Source organism: Kribbella antibiotica, from assembly GCF_004349055.1.
In the GTDB taxonomy this organism is placed as follows: domain Bacteria; phylum Actinomycetota; class Actinomycetes; order Propionibacteriales; family Kribbellaceae; genus Kribbella; species Kribbella antibiotica.
Map to the genome: position 1 here is coordinate 1 of NZ_SMKX01000179.1, position 16,952 is coordinate 16,952.

The window sequence follows — 16,952 nt, forward strand, 5'->3', positions numbered from 1 at the left end:
GGGTTAGGGTTTGGGGCATGCGAGTAGGAGTTTTTGGAGCCACAGGTCAGGTCGGTCGGGTTATGCGGGAGCTGCTGGTGGAGCGCTCGTTCCCGGTGGATGAGGTGCGGTATTTCGCGTCGGCGCGTTCGGCCGGGTCGAAGCTGCCGTTCGGTGATCGCGAGATCACGGTGGAGGACTCGGCGACGGCTGACTTCGGTGGGCTGGAGCTGGCGCTGTTCTCGAACGGGAAGACGGCGTCGCTGGAATTCGCGCCGCGCGTGGCCGCTGCCGGGGCCGTTGTCGTCGACAACTCTTCGGCCTGGCGGATGGATCCCGACGTACCGCTGGTCGTCTCCGAGGTGAACCCGGAGGACCTTCAGCACCTGCCGAAGGGGATAGTCGCCAACCCGAACTGCACCACGATGGCCGCGATGCCGGTGCTCAAGCCGTTGCATGCGGCCGCTGGCCTGTCCCGTCTGATCGTCTCGACCTACCAGGCCGTGTCCGGTTCCGGTGGGGTCGGCATCAGCGAGCTCGAGGATCAGACTCGTGCCCTGGCCGAGGTCGGTGGCCGGCTGGCGCTCGGTACCGAGGGCATCACGCTGCCCGAGCCCAAGGTGTACGCCGGCCCGATCGCGTTCAACGTGCTTCCGCTGGCCGGGTCGATCGTTGCCGACGGCACCGGTGAGACCGACGAGGAGCAGAAGCTCCGCAACGAGAGCCGCAAGATCCTGCACCTGCCGAACCTCCCGGTAGCCGGCACCTGCGTCCGGGTCCCCGTCTTCACCGGTCACTCGTTGAGCATCCACGCCGAGTTCGACCGGCCGATCACGCCGGAAGAGGCGATCGCGATCCTCGGTACGGCGCCGGGCGTCGTACTGGCTGATCTGCCGACGCCGCTGCTCGCGGCCGGTCAGGACCCGTCGTACGTCGGCCGGATCCGCCAGGACCAGTCGGTCCCGGACGGACGCGGCCTCGTGCTGTTCGTGTCGAACGACAACCTCCGCAAGGGCGCGGCCCTCAACGCCGTACAGATCGCCGAGCTTCTCGCCGCCCGCTGATGACGCCCCGATCATTGTCGCGGTTCGGCGGCGCCCTCTTGGTCGTGGGGCTGGTGGCGAGCGCGTTCTTCGTCCTGCAGTTGGTGAGCGACCAACCGCGGGAGCCGGCGCCGCCTGGCAACGGTGGCGTGGTGCAACTGCGGCACGACGGCCTGACCATCTCGACCACCGCAGTGCGGCAGGACGCCGACTGCAGCGCCAACGACGCCACCGGCGCCGACATTCCGCTGGAGGTTCCGTCGCGGCCTGAGTTGATCACTGGCGGGACGACCAAGCGCAAATATCACGTCATCGCTCACTCGGTTGTCGCCGTACCACCTCAGGCCGTGACCGTCACTTGCACCAACGCCGGCGACACCATCGCGTACTTCGTCGGAGATCGCGCCGCCCGCGCCGCGATCTTCCGGCTCCCGCTCCTCGTCCAGGCCGCCGGGCTGTTCGGGGTCGGTACTCTGATCGCCGTCACGCTGATCGCCGTCGAGCTGATCCGGCGGCGCCGAGCGCGCTCCTAGCAGCGGTGGAGATCCTTGGTGTAGATGCCGTTGACGGCTTGCAGGGTGTGGTCGTAGCAGCCGTTCGCTCCGAGGGATTGGAAGCGGACGGTCTGCGTTCCGGTTGCGTGGCGCTGGTCGCGGGGGACGTTGTAGATCCACGAAGCGCGGCCGTCGTAGGTCTCCTTCGTGAGGCCGTGCGTGGTGCGGATGGTGTCGTGGATCTTCAGGTCCGTGACGACGTCGTAGCCGCCGGGGACCGTTGCGTTGGGCAAGAAGGTGAGCAGGCCCTTCTTGCCGTAGTCGAGATCGGTGAGCTCGACCTTGCCGCCGCTGGTGACGATCGAGGTGTCGCGCCAGTTCGCGTCGAGGCTGTCCTTGGTCTCGCCCTCGGTCCACGTGTGCTCGGACGTGTTGCGCAGTGTGCGCTGGACCGTCGTACGGATGCGTCCTGCCGATGTGTCGACATAGCCACTGATCTTCAACGTACGCGAGGCTTTGGTGGAGACGGAGCCAGTGCTCACCTGGTCGGTCTTGGTCAGCGGGGCAACGGCGTATGAGGTGAGGGCGCCGCGGGTCTGGCTGCGGTGCGCGTCGGTCCAGACGTGCAGGTTCGGGACGGTGAACCAGCCGCTCTGGCCGGCCGGTACGCCGTTGACGTGGACGCGGAACTCGTGCGGCTTGCCGTCGGTGAGCAGCCCGGCGAACGGCGTGAGGTCGTAGGCCAGCGGCTTGATGTCGAACGCGCGCGGCGCGGGAGAGGGGCGCCAGGAGTACGGGTTCGACCAGCCGCCGGTGTAGATGTACGGATATGGCAGCGCGATCCCGGCCGGCTTGCCGTCGATCGAGACATCCACTTCCCGGTACGGCGAACCGTCCGGGCAGGAGTATCCGGTCTCGGCCGGGGCTGACGTGTCCCAGAACTCCTCGCAGCCGCCGCCCGACCCGGTCACGTACACCTCGCCGACCAGACGAGTCGTGTTCCGCGGGAGCGTCGCCGTACCGATGAGGTCTGATTCTTCGCGACGCTGGTCCTGCAGGGGGAGGACGACGTTCGCCGTCTTGGCGGCGGGGACGCGGCGGCTGGTCGTGTAGAAGTCGAGGGTGACGGTGATGTCGAGGACACCGGTGTAGGTCTCGTTGACGACGTTGCCGAGCTCCATCACGACCGGCTGCGGCTTGGTGAGCAGCGGGGCGTAAGAGGTGACGTCCTTCTCGACGTCCCAGGCGATGCCGTCGGCGCTCGGCTCGGGGGTCGAAGTGCGGAAGACGCCGACGCCGCCGATCGTGATGTGGCCGAGGCGGTCGTACTGGACGCCCTTCACCGCGCCGTGCATCCGCAGGACGACCTTCGACCACGGGCCCTGGCAGGCGGTCGGGGGAGTGTAGGTCGACTGGTACGGGTCGAAGTTGCGGAAGCCGTGCCGGACGATCTCGACCTGACAATGCTTCGTGTCCGGTACGGCGACGGCCGGGGCCGGCGTCCGCGGATCGTCGTAATCGGTGCCGAACTCGGACGGGGGCGGGGCCGCCAGGGCCGGCGTCAATTGAGCCAGCAGCAGGGCGGAGAGTGAGAGAAGGGCCACAGACCGTATGCGCATGTTGCGGAAACGTAATCGAGAAGGTGCAGCCGGGCAAGCGAGTGCCATGGTCAGCAGCCGGACCTTGCATTACTGTCCAGTTCACTTGACCCCCGATGGAGGCCATTCATGAACCCTGTCGCCGCTTCGGCCGTGCTCAGCAATCGCAAGACCACCATGGCGGAGATGTTCCTGGACCGGGTCGCGGCGTCGCCGCAGCGCGAGGCCTTCCGGTACCCGTCCGGAGAAGGCTGGACCTCGGTCAGCTGGGCCGAGACGGACGCCTTGGCGCGCCGTCGCGCGGCCGGCCTGATCGCGCTCGGCGTCGAACCCGAGCAGCGGGTCGCAATCGCCTCGAGTACCCGGATCGAGTGGGTCGACTGCTTCCTGGCGGCGGTCCTGGCCGCGGCCGCGACCACCACGATCTACCCGACGACGATGGCTGCGGATGTCGCGTACATCGTCGCGGATGCCGACGTACAGGTGATTTTCGCCGAGGACGCGGGGCAGGTCGACAAGCTGCGCGCGCACAAGGCCGAGATCCCGTCGCTGCGCAAGATCGTGCTGCTGGACGGTACGCCGTCGGCTGACGACGGTGACTGGGTGATGTCGCTGGCCGATTTCGATGCCTTGGGCGACGCCCATCTGGCTGAGGTCGACGAGCGGATCGCTCAGGTCAAGCCTGATCACCTGTGCACCCTGATCTACACCTCCGGTACGACGGGTCGTCCGAAGGGCGTGCGGTTGCCGCACTCCGTGTGGACGTATGAGGGCGCGGCGGTCGAGGAGACCGGCGTACTGAGCCCTGACGACCTGCAGTTCCTGTGGCTGCCGCTGTCGCACGTGTTCGGGCAGGTGCTGGTCGCGGTCCAGCTGCAGATCGGTTTCGCGACCGCGATCGACGGGCGGATCGACAAGATCGTCGAGAACGCCGCGATCGTCCAGCCAACCTTCATGGCCGCCGCGCCGCGCATCTTCGAGAAGGCGCACTCCCGGATCAAGACCATGATCGCCGACGAGGGTGGCGTGAAGGCCAAGCTCTTCGACTGGGCCTTCGGCGTCGGCGCCCGCGCCTCGGTGCTGCGCCAGAAGGGCTCCGAGCCGACCGGTCTGCTGGCCGTTCAGCTCGCCGTGGCCGACAAGCTGGTGCTGTCGAAGATCCGGGCCCGCTTCGGCGGCCGGATCCGCTTCTTCGTCTCCGGCTCGGCCGCCCTGGACAAGCAGCTCGCCGAGTGGTTCCACGCGGCCGGCCTGCTCATCCTCGAGGGCTACGGCCTGTCCGAGACCGCAGCCGGCTCGTCGCTGAACCGGCCGACTGGTTACCGCCTCGGCAGCGTCGGCCCGCCCTTCACCGGCACCGAGATCACCATCGCCGAGGACGGCGAGATCCTGATCAAGGGCGACGGCGTGATGAGCGGCTACCACAACCTGCCCCAGCAGACCGCCGAGGTGATGACCGCCGACGGCTGGTTCCACACCGGCGACATCGGTCACTTCGACGACGACGGCTTCCTCTTCATCACCGACCGCAAGAAGGACCTCTTCAAAACCTCCGGCGGCAAGTATGTCGCCCCGCAGGTCATCGAGGGCCGCTTCAAGACGTTGTGTCCCTACGCCAGCCAGTTCGTTGTCCACGGCAACAAGCGCAACTTCGTCTCGGCCCTGATCACCCTCGACCCCGACGCCATCGCCACCTGGGCGAACGCCAACGGCCTGGCCGGCAAGCCCTACGCCGAAATCGTCACCTCGCCGGCGGCTCACGCGATGGTCCAGGGCTATGTCGACGAGTTGAACGCGGGCCTCAACCGCTGGGAAACCATCAAGAAGTTCGCCATCCTCGACCGGGATCTCACGGTCGAGTCCGGCGAGATGACGCCGAGCTTGAAGCTCAAGCGCAAGTACGTGGAAACGCAGTACGCCGAGGTCCTCGACGGGCTGTACAAGTAGTCAGTTCGTGCACTTGTAGGCGACGGCCTGGGGGCGGTCCTCGACCATCTCGTAGCCGGCGGTGGTCCAGCGCGGGTTGCCGCGGTCGAAGACGTGCCAGAGGTAGGTGGCGGCGGTGAACGTGATCCGGGTGCCGTCGGAGCGGATCAGGACCGAGGGGTAGCGGTCGATGACCCAGCCGCCGAACGTGACCGCGTCGCCGGAGGAGTTGATATCGGCGACGGCGTCCTCGAGCTCGGTGTAGCGGCCGGTTCGGGTGTTCCACAGCAGACCGCGCGCGTTGGGTTCGCCGCCGTAACCACCACCGATCCACAAGCCTTCGATGTCGCGGGTGAACGCGCCCGACTGGTCCGGTGCGGCGAGGCGGGCCGGGCGGTGGTTCCAGGAAGTCCACAGGTAGTTGCCGAACGAGGAGGCGTCCAGCTTGCCGAAATCGCCGGTGATGCGGCCGTCGTCCGCGATGTGGGTGGCGTTGCCCGTCGGGTAGCCCGGGGGCTTGGGGAGCAGACGTGGCCGGCCGCCGGCGGGCCAGACGAAGGGGATCGAGTAGTTGCGATCCTTGTCCCACACCATGCCGATGATGTCCTGGTGGACGTTCATGCCGGTGAAGGCGTACAGGTCGAAGTTCTCGGGCAGCTTCAGCATCCGGTAGGTGTCGGTCCGGGCCGAATAGATCCAGTAGTCTTCGCCGGCCTCGTTGCTGGTGGACCCGAACACCAACCCGCCCCGGACGACCGCATAGGTCCTCGTGACGCCGCCCGGGCGTGAGGCCAGCCAACGCGGAACGCCGTCGACCCACAGGATGTCCTGGTATCCCAGTTCATTCGCGGCGTAGCCGAGCAGGTAGCGACCAGTCGGGTCCGCGTCCCGCACCGAGCTGTCGGTGTAGGCAGTCCCCGCTGGCAACGGGAGAACGGTTTTTGTGCAGGTGGTCGGCGCGGCGGCCGCCGGCTGAAAGGCGTGCAGTGTGGTGGCGAGCAGGGCAGCGGCAGTGACGGTTGCCAGCTGTCGAATCATTATGTCCCCCAGACGAGATGACCAACGGGCCAACAGGCTCTCATTCAGGGAGTACAGCTGGCAGCACATCACCGCGATCTTGCAGTTTGTTGCAGTTCAGTCTTCGATCGGTGGCAGCGCGACTCTGATCACAACGAGGGCGAACAGGATCAGCGTCAGACCGTGGACCACCGTGCACCACAGGCAGATGGCGTTGATGCGGAACAGCTCCGCCCACACCAGATACAGCACGAAGACCACGCCGACCGTGACACCGGCTAACCGCGCGCGGCTCGGCCAGGGAGACGCCGTACGCCACAGGGCAGGTAGCGACAGCACGACCATGCCGATGAAGAACAGCAGGCCGAGCAACGCCACCGGTACGCCGAACAGTTTCGAGTACTGCGATGACGTCACCTTGAAGCAGTTGACGACACCGGTCTCGGGGCAGGCGAGCGTCGTACCGGCGGTGAAGTGCTCGTAGGTCAGGTAGGCCGACACGAGGACGCCGAGCGCCGAAACGGCCAGCGTCGCCCAGGGGATGACGCCCAGGGACGTTCCACGGGCGGTTGCCGTGCTCACTCAGCTCTTCCCGAGCTTGCCGGCGGCGGCCTTGACCGCTTCGGTGGAGCAGACGTTGGCAGGCTGGTTGTTGGTCATCGCGCAGAACGCCGCGGTGTAGACATTCGCGGAGGCGTCGACTGCCTTGGCGATCGCGTTCGACGGGTCCTTCAGCGCTTCGGCGATCTCGGCCTGGGTCTTACCGGCCAGGACCTCCGGGCTGTACGTCGCCCCGGACGTCACGAACTTGCCGCCCAGATCGACGAACGGAATCGACCCACCCGACTTCACGTACGGCGGGGCGTTGTAGGTGTCGAACGTCTTCTGGTCCTCCGCGCTCGGCGTATCGAGTGGCTTGTACTGCCCGTTCACCTTCTCGTTGGTGGTCGTCTCCAACCCGGTGAACGACAAGTACTGACTCGTGTACGTCGCTCCGTGGAACGACAGCGTCGGGGTGTTCGGAAACACGTCGTCGGCCGCGGAGTGCGTCGTACCGAGGTTGCTGAACGTGCCGAACCTGGACAGCGCAACCGACACCGGCCAGCGCTCGGCGGCGCAGTACGGGCAGAACTCGGCGCCGATGTAGAGCACCTTCGGCTTGCCGCCCGCGGTCAGCGGGGGAGCGGTGATCGCGGACGGCGCCGCCTGCACGCCGTCGCTGCCGACCTTCGCGAAGGTCTCGGCCGGGATCGAACTGAGCGCGGCAACAATCTGCGCGTCGGCAGAGCCGGACGGCCCGGTCGCGGTCTTGTCGCTGCCGCCACCGGCCACCTTGATGATCACCAGCCCGCCGACCACCACGACCACGGCCACGACTGCGCCCACCGCGATCAGCAGCCGCTTGCGCCGCTCGGCCCGCTGCTGCTGCGCCCGTAAGGCCGCCACTCGCTCACGCGCCTGAGCCTTCTGCTCGACCCGCTTGCTCATCCCGTTCTCCTGCCTAGTCACTGACCCCAGAGTCCCCCAAGAGCACAACTGCCGATGAACCCCCGAAGTTCCACGTCGAACCCAGAAAGTGACACACAGCCAACCGGATCACCGATGTTCGACGCGTGTTCAGCCTGTGGCACCCGGTGATGAGCAGGATGAGCAGGTTGCCGCCTTTGAAGGAGGACTGGAATGAACCGGTTGGGTCGGATCGCGGTTGTTGCAGTGAGCGTCGTGGGGTTGACCGCGGCGAGCGCCTGGGGCGCGCCGGTCGCCTGGCCCGGCGGGTCGACGGTCGCCACGGCCGACGGCAGCAAGGTGCTGGGGACGAATATCAGCGGTCTGACGTTCCAGTCGGCGAGCGTGCTGTGGGCGGTGAAGAACGGTCCCGGCAAGGCCTACCGAATGGTGCCGGACGGAGCGAACTGGAAGCCGGACCCGTCGAGCGGCAAGACTCTGCGCTACGCCAACGGAAAGGGCGACCCGGACGCCGAGGGTGTGGTCAGCACCCCGGACGGGCTGGTCGTGGCGACCGAGCGGGACAACAGTGACGACAACAACAGTCTCCTGAAAGTTCTCCGGTACGACGGCACTTCGTCGGCATCGACCCTCAACGCCACCAGGGAGTGGAACCTGACGAGCGACCTGCCGGACGTCGAACCCAACAGCGGACTCGAGGCGATCTCGTGGATCCCCGACACCTTCCTCACCGCGCATGCCTTCCGCGATGACCACACCGGTACGACGTACGACCCGGCCGCGTACGCCGGTCACGGCACCGGCCTGTACTTCGTCGGCCTCGAGGACAACGGCGCGATCTACGCCTACGCGCTCAACCAGTCGAGCAGCAGCTACACCCGCGTCGCCACCATCGCGAGCGGCTTCGCCGAACTGATGGAACTCGAGTTCGACGCCTCCACCGGCCGTCTCTGGGCCGCCTGCGACGACGGCTGCCAAGGCCGCACCACAACCCTCGAGCTCAATGCCGCAGGCAAGTTCGCCCCCACGGCGACGTACAACCGTCCCTCTGGCATGAGCAACCTCAACAACGAAGGCTTCGCCATCTCCCCAACCTGCACCGCCGGCACCAAGACAGTCCTCTGGTCCGACGACAGCAACACCAGCAACCACGCCCTGCGCCGCGGAAACCTACCCTGCGCGAGCTAGCCGCGAGCGTGTGACCTGGCCGACACCCGTTGCAGCTTCGTGCAATTTCTGTAACGCGACTCAGTCGCGACGCGATACCCGGGATGCTGGCCAGGCCCGGTGAATGCCCTCACCGAGCGCCTGTCCCATGGCCGGCGCGATGGTGAGGTTTGTCTTGTACGTTCTGGATCGTTCTCAGCGCGCTCGCATACAGCGCTTTCCACGAGTGGTGGCCGCCGTCACGGCCTTCGCCCTCCTGATCACCGGCCTCGAGGCCTCGCAGGCCGTCGCAGCGCCTGCTGCGGACCCGGTCCCGCCGGTCGCGAAGGTTGCCTCCCGCCCCGATATCGTCTCGGCCGCGCTGACCGCGCGCTCGCAAGGCTCCCGGGTCGAGGTCGAGTCGATGCGGTCCGAGACCGACTCGACCTGGGCCAACCCCGATGGCACCATGACGACCGAGGCGCACGCCGTACCGGTCCGTTTCAAGACCAAGGCCGGCCAGTGGCGCTCGATCGACCTCAACCTCGCCAAGGCTGCTGACGGCACAGTCGCGCCGAAGGGCCACAAGCTCGGGCTGCGGCTCGGCAAGCGCACGGCCGCCTCCGGTGGCGTTGTCGCGGCTGCCGGTGGGACTGTCGAGTGGCTGGCGCCGTTCCGCCTGCCGGAGCCGACGATCAACGGGACGAAGGCGACGTATGCCGAGGTCCAGCCCGGTGTCGACCTGACGGTCGATGCCCGACGCAACGGTTTCGAGACCGACTTCATCGTCAAGGCGCGCCCGCAGACCGCTCCGGTCTGGCGGCTGCCGCTGAAGACCAACGGCCTCACTGCACGCACGGCCAAGGACGGCGCGATCGAGTTCGTCGACGCGAAGAACGTCGTACGGTCACGCATTCCGGTCAGCCTGATGTGGGACGCGGCCAAGGACCCCGCCAGCGGCGAGCCGGTCAACAAGACCGTCGTCAAGGTGACGGTCGAGCAGACGTCGCGTAGCAAGGCGACCCTCGTGATCGCGCCGGACGCCAAGTGGTTCATGGCGCCTGAGCGAGTCTTCCCGGTCACAGTCGACCCGACCTACGTCACCGGAACGCTCAAGTCGACCTTCGACACCTGGGTGCAGTCCGGCGTCACGACCGACCAATCCGACGCTGTTGACCTGCGCGTCGGCAAGAACGGTACGGCGACCGCCCGCACCTTCATGAACTTCGCCACCTCGACCTTCGCAGGCAAGGACATCCTGTCCGCGAACCTGTCGCTGTGGCAGTACCACGCAGTCTCGTGCACGGCGACCGCCGTACAGCTTCGTTCCGCGACTCCGGCCACCACCGCGAGCCGCTGGACCGCCCAGCCGAGTCTCGGCGGGGTCTACGGAACGGTGACAGCAGCGAAGGGCGCTTCGGGTTGTCCCGGTGGACGTATCGCGATTCCGATGACCGGTCTGGCGCAGGCCTGGTCGACGGTGACCTACCCGACCGGCGGCCTGGCGTTGACCGCGGCTAACGAGGCCGACGTCAACGGGTGGAAGCGGTTCTACTCCTTCTCCGGCACCGCTGACCCCTACGTCACGATGACCTGGAACCGCCCGCCGTCCAAGCCGGCCAACCCGGAGTACACCTCCGCCGTTGCCTACGCGGCACCGGGTGGCCCGAGCTACCTCTACACGCCGTACCTGAACCCGTGGGTGTCCACGAAGGCAACCGATGCCGACGGCAACACCGTGAAGTACTCCTTCGAGTTCCACACCTCGCCCGTCGGTCCGGACAGCCTCAAGGCGACGTGCGTCGGCTCGGTCTACCCGTCCGGTACGACAGCCGGCTGCAAGCCCGCCACCAACCTTCCGGAGAACACCGCCATCTACGTGCGGGCGAAGGCGAACGACGGCCGTCGCGACGGCCCCTGGTCGAACTTCACCCGCGTCCTGGTCGGTGCGACGCCGCCGGCCGCTCCGGTCGTGACCTGCCCGGCGCCGTACGCCAACAACTCCTGGCACGACAACGCGCCGACCGCAGACGTCGAGTGCACCATCACCGCTACTGGTACCGGCTACTCGGCACCGGGCTACGTCCGCCTCACCGTCGACGGCAAGCCCGTTGCCTCTGGCGTGCAGGGCGCACCGGCCGGGCAGATCAAGATCACCCCGTCGAGTGACCCCGCAGTGGCCAAGACGACAGTGAAGCTGCCCAAGAGCATCCAGGGCCAGCACCGCATCGAGGCCCAGGCCGAGACGCCCGCCGGTCGCATCTCCAGCACCACCACCTACAGCGTCGGCTGGGGCGGCACCGGTCTCACTGCACCGACGGCGAACCCCCGCATCACCACCGCCGACAACATCCGCGTCACCGCCTCCGGCCCGCCCAAGGGCACGGCCACCTCAGTCACCGCCAAGGTCAAATGGCGCGTCTCCGGCTACGGCGGCAGCGACGACCTCGTCGGCTGGAACGACTCCACTGACCTCCCCGTGACCGACAACGGCACCGGCGGCGTCACCGTCAACACCTTGTGGGACACCAAGAACGCCGAGTCCGACGCCAATCTGGACTCCAACCCCGACACCGCGGCAATCGAGCCCACGGTGCTCAACCCGCGGGTCCCGGTCAAGCTCGACGTACAGGTCTGCTTCAAGTACGGCACCGCCGAACAGTGCACCTGGTCGCAGACCCCGGACACCACAGTCCAGCGCCTGCCCCACGCCTTTGGTGACGGCTTCCCCACCTCCGAAGCAGGACCCGGCCAGGTAGCGCTGTGGACCGGCGAGTTCAACACCAAGGCCACAGACATCACGGTGCCCGGTTACACCGGCGATCTGTCGATCTCGCGGTCGCTGATGACGTACGAGTCGCCGAACAACGGCGTCACCGGCGCCTTCGGACCCGGCTGGTCCGCTCAGTTCGACGGCGCCGATACCGGTGCCGCTGGTCTGCAGGTCGTCGATTCGACACGTCTCGATGGCACCCTGGTGCTGGTTGACGACGATGGCACCACCTTGAGCTACGAGTCTCCGTCCGGCAAACGCAGGGTGGATGGAGTCCTCGAGACCGGCCCCTGGGTACCGACCGGCGAGCAGACCGAGACCGACGGCTCGCTGCTGAAGATCACCGGGAGCGGGGCCGCAACGACGTTGTCCTATACCGATGACAACGGCACCGTCACGACCTGGACCACACCGTCCGCACCGGTCAAGGGAGCGGACACGCTTTTCCGGGCCGACGGTATCTCCGAGCCCGGGGTCGCCGGAAAGACCACTTTCTCCTACGACAGCGCCAATCGCGTCGTCCGCATCCTGGCGCCACCGGCGCCGGGTGTGACGTGTGCTGCCTACAACCCTGCTGCGCCGTTGACCGGACTGAACCCTGGTTGCCGGGCTCTGCACTTCGTCTACACGGTCATCGGGTCGTCGCGCTGGCGGATGTCCGAAGGTTGGCTGGACATCTACAACCCGGACAAGGCCGGCGGTGCCGGCATGGAATCGATCAAGGTCGCGGCCTATACCTACAACTCGAACGCGGACCTGATCAAGGTCACGGATCCCCGCTCGGGCCTGGCGACCGAGTACACCTACAACGCGGCCGGAGACCTCGCCACGGTCAAGTCGGCCGGACAGGTTCCCTTCCAGCTGAACTACGTGACAGTCGACGGACGGCAGAAGCTCGACAGCGTGACTCGTGACCGTCCGGCCGGTGACCCAGCCGGCGGTGCGGCGACACTTGGCAAGTACGTGTACGACGTGCCGCTGTCCGGCGACGGTCTCCCCGACCTGACCGCCGCCTCGGTCGGCCGCTGGAACCAGAAGGCCGTGCCGACGAACGGCGTAGCGGTCTTCGGCTCCGATCACCCGGTGTCCGGTACGCCGACAGCCGCCGACTGGCAGTACGCCGACCTTCAGTACACCGACGCCGCGGGCTACACGGTCAACACCGCCAAGTTCGGCGCCGGCGCCTGGCAGCTCAGCGCAACCGACTACAACGAGGAGGGAAACGCTGTTCGGGAACTCGACGAACGTGCCCTCCGGGTTCTCGTCGACGGGCAGTTGCCGGCGGGAGCCAGCGCCGACCAGCTCGCTACGGTCACCGTCTATAACCTCGAGATCAAGAACGCCGCTGGCGACGCGGTCCTGACCCCGGCAGGCACCTTGGTGACCGACACCTACGGTCCGGCCCGGTATGCCGCCCTGAAGGACGGCACGACTGCTTGGGTCCGTCCGCATACCCACACCACCTACGATCAGGGAGCTCCGAACGCAGGCATCAACCCCGATACCGCGTTGCCGTACCGGCTGGCAACGACGGAGACGTCGTACGCACAGGACCCGGGAACCGGCAGTGACCTCGAGGTCACCGGGCAGTCGTTGACCAGCTATGCGGCTCCGGTATCCGGTGATGCCGATGGCTGGGCCCTCGGACAGGCGGGCAGGACCGTCACGGACGTCGACCTGGACGGCACAATCAGCGCCGGCGACATCGTCAAACTCACCCGGTACGACGCCGAGGGACGGGTGGTCGAAACCCGGCAGCCCGCCTCGAACGGAGCGGACGCCGGGACGACGAAGACCGTCTACTACACCACGGCTGCCAACGCGGCGTTCACGGACTGTGGTGGGAAACCCCACTGGGCCGGTCTGGTCTGCAAGACCTACCCCGCTGCTCAGCCGACCTCCTCCGCCGGCGCGACACCGACGTTGCCTTCGACAACGACCTCGGCCTTCACCTACCTGTTGGCACCGAAGACGGTGACCCAGACCTCAGGCTCGGTCACGCGGACCGCGACCACCGTGTACCTGTCTGACGGCCGGACTGCTTCGACCAAGAACACAGTGACTGGTTTGAGCGGCTCGACACCGACCACCGAGAAGATCACGACCTACGATGCGGCCACCGGTCAGCCGACCGTGCTGACTGCGAAGAACGCCGATGGGTCCACCTTTGGCACGATCACCACGGCGTACGACGCCTGGGGTCGGCAGACGTCGTACCAGCCGTCGGGGGAGTCCGCGACGACCACGACGTACGACGCCGCTGGCGCTGTGGCCAAGGTCACCGATGCCAACGGGTCGACCACCTACACCTACGACGGCACAGATGCCGACGGCAAACAAGAACGCCGCGGCCTGGCCACGAAGGTCGACGTCGCGACCGCCGGCAGCACTTGGTCGTCGACAGGCGCCTACGACTCCGACGGCTCGATGACAGTGCAGAAGCTTCCCGGTGGTGTCACGCAGTACAACGACATCGACAACACCGGTGAGCCGACCGGATTGCGCTACACCGGTCAGACCACCACCCTGAACGACGACGGGTCGACGACAGTCGATCCGAACGGGCCATGGCTGTCCTGGTCGCTGGAGAACGACGTCTCGGGTCGCGTCATCCATGAGTGGACACCTGATGGGTCGGCCTTCACATCTGCCGACGGCGGAGCGTTGCCGTACGACCGCCGGTTCGGATACGACAACGCCGGCCGGCTGACCCAGGTCAACGATCGGAGCGCCACCGCGTCGGGCGTCGACCTCACCGACCCGGCCGAAGCCCCTGGTTGCGTAACCCGCAGCTACGGCTTCGACCGCAATGACAACCGATTGTCGAAGTCCACTGCGCCTGCGGCCACCGACGGCTCCTGCAGCACCGGCGGCGCGACCACAATCACTCGGTCCTTCGACACCGCTGACCGCCCGGTCACCGGGGCCAATGGCACCGGTACCTATGCCTACGACGCGTTGGGGCGGACCACCAAGGTTCCGGCTGCCGACAGCCCGCACCCGGCCGACGGCGACATCGCCCTGGCCTACTACGACAACGATCTCGCCCGCACGATCACGCAGGCCGGGACGACGACGATGTACACGCTCGACGCCCTCGACCGTCGGTCGAGCGAGTCTGTCACGACCGGCGCAACGACCGTGCAGACCGTGCGCCATTACAACGACACCTCCGACAATCCCAGCTGGGTAACACAAGGTGCCACCACCCAGCGCTATGCCGAACTGGTGGGCGGTGACCTGAGCCTGACGACCACGGGCGGCAGTGGCGAGCTCACCATCGCCGATCCCCACGGCGACGTCGTCACGGCGGTCGATCTGGCCTCCCCGGCGGCCACGGGAACGAGCATCGCAGGCTGGACCGGCTACGACGAGTACGGCAACTCGACCGGGACAGTCGCCGGGACCGGGGTTGTCGACTACAGCTGGCTCGGCGCCAAACAGCGGGCTACCACCGGCGCCGGTTTCATCCTGATGGGGGTCCGGCTCTACAACCCCAATACCGGAACGTTCACCTCGATCGACCCGGTACCGGGTGGGAACGCCAACGCCTACATGTACCCGTCCGACCCGGTCAACCAGTTCGACCTGGACGGGAAGAAGAAGTGCTCGCGGTGGAAGAAGTGGGCGTGCAAGGTTGGCAAATGGGCCGGCTACGCGGCCTGGATCCCGGGGCCGATCGGTGCTGCCGCCAGCGTGGTCTCGGCCGCGAGCTACGCCATCGGAGGTGACTACCGCAGCGCCATCGGTGCGGCGTTCGGGGGGATCACGTCGTACTTCGGCGGAAAGGTCCTGTTCGGGGCCGTCAGGGGCGCGTGGAAGGCGCGCTACGGCCGCAAGTCCTGGTACGGCGTGAAGAAGATGGCCAGACACGCGCGCCGCGGCCGGGTCCACAAGTATCGTTCGAAGTATCTGTACAGCGGCCGTGTTCGCAGCCCCAGATCCGCCGTGTACGGGTTCATCTGGGGGACACGCTCGGTCGGCGGTATCGGATTCGGCGCCGACTAGAATCCTGCCGAGGTCACAGAAGGGTCGATGACATGCGAGAACGGCTGCGCAGAGCCCTCTGGGATCTCGGCTGGGGTGGCCGGGGAACGGGTGTGATGTTCCTCCTGGCCGGGATCGGTGCGGTGCTGGGCGGTTGCGTCGGCGCCCTGTTCGACGACTGGCTGATGGGCTCCGGATTCGGCATGCTGGCCGGATTCGGAGTCTTCATCGGCCTGGTCGTCTGGGCGCATCGAGGTCACATGAATCCCGACCGTAAGCACTGATTCAGGGTGTTGCGGCGGGTCTGGGGTCTGATGGTGGGACTCCGCCGTACGGCGGAGGAGGTGACCCCGGCTGTTGTCGGGATCGTGTTCGCCGCCGCGGTGCGCTCCCCTGCACCAGCTAGCCGATGCTGACCGGCACATCGAGGAGGACGCATGTGGCTGTTGTGTCGGCGGGTTTTCATCGAAGCTCCGCGGTGGACGTACCGGCTGGTTGGTTCGGCCGGTGGAAGCCTGTCGCTGCGTGCCGTTCTCCTGGGGGCTGTCTTTGCTGCGGCGGTGGGCGGGATCTGGTCCTTGGTCACCTGGATCAGGCGTGGCGAAGGGTTGACTGATGCTTTTTGGTACGGGTTTATCGCCGGGATCTTCCTCTGCGTGATCTGGGTGATCTACTCGGCGATTGTCGTGCTGAGTATGGAGTTTCGCGAACGCCGCCGCACGAAGTCTTCGTAATGGCCTCCCTAGGCGCCGGAACGCCAGGGGCCGGGAGGACGTCGTACGGGGGTGAAGGTGTTGCGACGGTTCTGGCGTTACCTGGGGTCGGACGGCGGGAGTGTCCCGTACGGCGTTCTCGGGGTGATGGTCGCTGCTGTCGGGATCGTGTTTGCGGTGCTGGCGGATGGCGCGGTTGGGGTGCGGGCCGGGTATGCGCTTGAGCTGCTGTGGGTGTTGGGGCTTGTTGCGGTGTGGCAGCGGGTGCGGCCGCGGTTGTTGCTGACTTCGGGGATCGGGTGGCTGGCGGCGATGGTGGTCTCGACGACGGCTACGCCGGCGGAGCGTGGAGTGCCGCTCGGTCTGGCGGTGGGGGCGGGCATTGCGCTGGTGCTGTCGTTGTCGACGCGGTCGGGGGTGACGTTCGAGATGAACCCGGGCAAGGTCTATCACCGGGACGACAGCCCGAAGCCGAAGATGGAGACCGCAGTTGTGGTGGCGACTGCGGGTTTGCTGGTGGCCGGCGTGGTTCTGCTTGTGACGGCGGGTGGTTGAGGTGGTGATTCGGGCCTGGGGCTGGAATCTGGTGCTGGCTGTCGTGGTGGCGGTGCTGGCGTCGTTGGTGGTGTTGTGTGTGTTCGACGTGATCGGTGGGGTGCCGGGCGAGGTCCAGGGGTGGGTTTGAGTCACCCCGGAGTGTCTGGAGACTTCATTTGTTGGAAGGATGAAGTCCATGGGACGTCCGTCGTCGTATTCGCCCGAGATCCGTGAGCGCGCGGTCCGGATGGTTGCTGAGTCCAAGGCTGAGT

13 protein-coding genes are annotated in these 16,952 nt (G+C 66.9%); 9 read left to right on the plus strand and 4 right to left on the minus strand.

The window, feature by feature from the left end; translation table 11 throughout:
- Nucleotides 1-17 precede the first annotated feature (17 nt).
- Both E1263_RS36970 and E1263_RS36975 read left to right on the plus strand, forming a co-directional pair.
- Nucleotides 18-1,043 (plus strand): aspartate-semialdehyde dehydrogenase, encoded by a 1,026-nt coding sequence (locus E1263_RS36970; RefSeq protein ID WP_132176126.1) that lies wholly within the window; start codon nucleotides 18-20, stop codon nucleotides 1,041-1,043.
- Entirely contained in the window at nucleotides 1,043-1,555 is a 513-nt protein-coding gene (locus E1263_RS36975) for a hypothetical protein (RefSeq protein WP_132176128.1), read from the plus strand. Before E1263_RS36970 ends, E1263_RS36975 begins: the two co-directional genes overlap by 1 nt.
- On the opposite strand, the gene E1263_RS36980 is transcribed toward E1263_RS36975, so the two are convergent.
- Nucleotides 1,552-3,135 carry a peptide-N4-asparagine amidase gene (locus tag E1263_RS36980; protein WP_132176130.1) on the minus strand — a complete coding sequence of 528 codons (1,584 nt, stop codon included), beginning with the start codon at nucleotides 3,133-3,135 and terminating at the stop codon, nucleotides 1,552-1,554. The genes E1263_RS36975 and E1263_RS36980 overlap by 4 nt on opposite strands.
- Nucleotides 3,136-3,243: 108 nt before the next feature.
- On the opposite strand from E1263_RS36980, the gene E1263_RS36985 reads away from it, so the two are divergent.
- Nucleotides 3,244-5,061: an AMP-dependent synthetase/ligase gene (locus E1263_RS36985; RefSeq protein ID WP_132176132.1), complete on the plus strand. Its 1,818-nt coding sequence runs from the start codon at nucleotides 3,244-3,246 to the stop codon at nucleotides 5,059-5,061.
- On the opposite strand, the gene E1263_RS36990 is transcribed toward E1263_RS36985, so the two are convergent.
- The 3 genes from E1263_RS36990 to E1263_RS37000 form a co-directional block, all read right to left on the minus strand.
- Nucleotides 5,062-6,078: a hypothetical protein gene (locus tag E1263_RS36990; protein WP_132176134.1), complete on the minus strand. Its 1,017-nt coding sequence runs from the start codon at nucleotides 6,076-6,078 to the stop codon at nucleotides 5,062-5,064.
- A gap of 96 nt (nucleotides 6,079-6,174) precedes the next feature.
- A complete protein-coding gene (locus E1263_RS36995) occupies nucleotides 6,175-6,639 on the minus strand; it encodes a vitamin K epoxide reductase family protein (protein ID WP_238161879.1) in 465 nt (154 codons plus the stop codon).
- Nucleotides 6,640-7,545: a DUF929 family protein gene (locus tag E1263_RS37000; RefSeq protein ID WP_132176136.1), complete on the minus strand. Its 906-nt coding sequence runs from the start codon at nucleotides 7,543-7,545 to the stop codon at nucleotides 6,640-6,642. It abuts the gene before it with no gap.
- A 192-nt stretch (nucleotides 7,546-7,737) separates the two neighbouring features.
- On the opposite strand from E1263_RS37000, the gene E1263_RS37005 reads away from it, so the two are divergent.
- From E1263_RS37005 to E1263_RS44175, 6 genes are all read left to right on the plus strand, one after another.
- Entirely contained in the window at nucleotides 7,738-8,712 is a 975-nt protein-coding gene (locus E1263_RS37005; RefSeq protein WP_132176138.1) for an SdiA-regulated/phytase-like domain-containing protein, read from the plus strand.
- Nucleotides 8,713-8,920: 208 nt separating this feature from the next.
- Nucleotides 8,921-15,451: an RHS repeat-associated core domain-containing protein gene (locus E1263_RS37010; protein WP_238161880.1), complete on the plus strand. Its 6,531-nt coding sequence runs from the start codon at nucleotides 8,921-8,923 to the stop codon at nucleotides 15,449-15,451.
- 32 nt (nucleotides 15,452-15,483) lie between these two features.
- A complete protein-coding gene (locus E1263_RS37015; protein ID WP_132176142.1) occupies nucleotides 15,484-15,714 on the plus strand; it encodes a hypothetical protein in 231 nt (76 codons plus the stop codon).
- Between the two features lie 153 nt (nucleotides 15,715-15,867).
- Nucleotides 15,868-16,164: a hypothetical protein gene (locus E1263_RS37020; RefSeq protein ID WP_132176144.1), complete on the plus strand. Its 297-nt coding sequence runs from the start codon at nucleotides 15,868-15,870 to the stop codon at nucleotides 16,162-16,164.
- Nucleotides 16,165-16,215: 51 nt separating this feature from the next.
- Nucleotides 16,216-16,698 carry a hypothetical protein gene (locus E1263_RS37025; protein ID WP_132176146.1) on the plus strand — a complete coding sequence of 161 codons (483 nt, stop codon included), beginning with the start codon at nucleotides 16,216-16,218 and terminating at the stop codon, nucleotides 16,696-16,698.
- 1 nt (nucleotide 16,699) lies between these two features.
- Nucleotides 16,700-16,828: a hypothetical protein gene (locus tag E1263_RS44175; RefSeq protein WP_272949720.1), complete on the plus strand. Its 129-nt coding sequence runs from the start codon at nucleotides 16,700-16,702 to the stop codon at nucleotides 16,826-16,828.
- Nucleotides 16,829-16,952 lie beyond the last annotated feature (124 nt).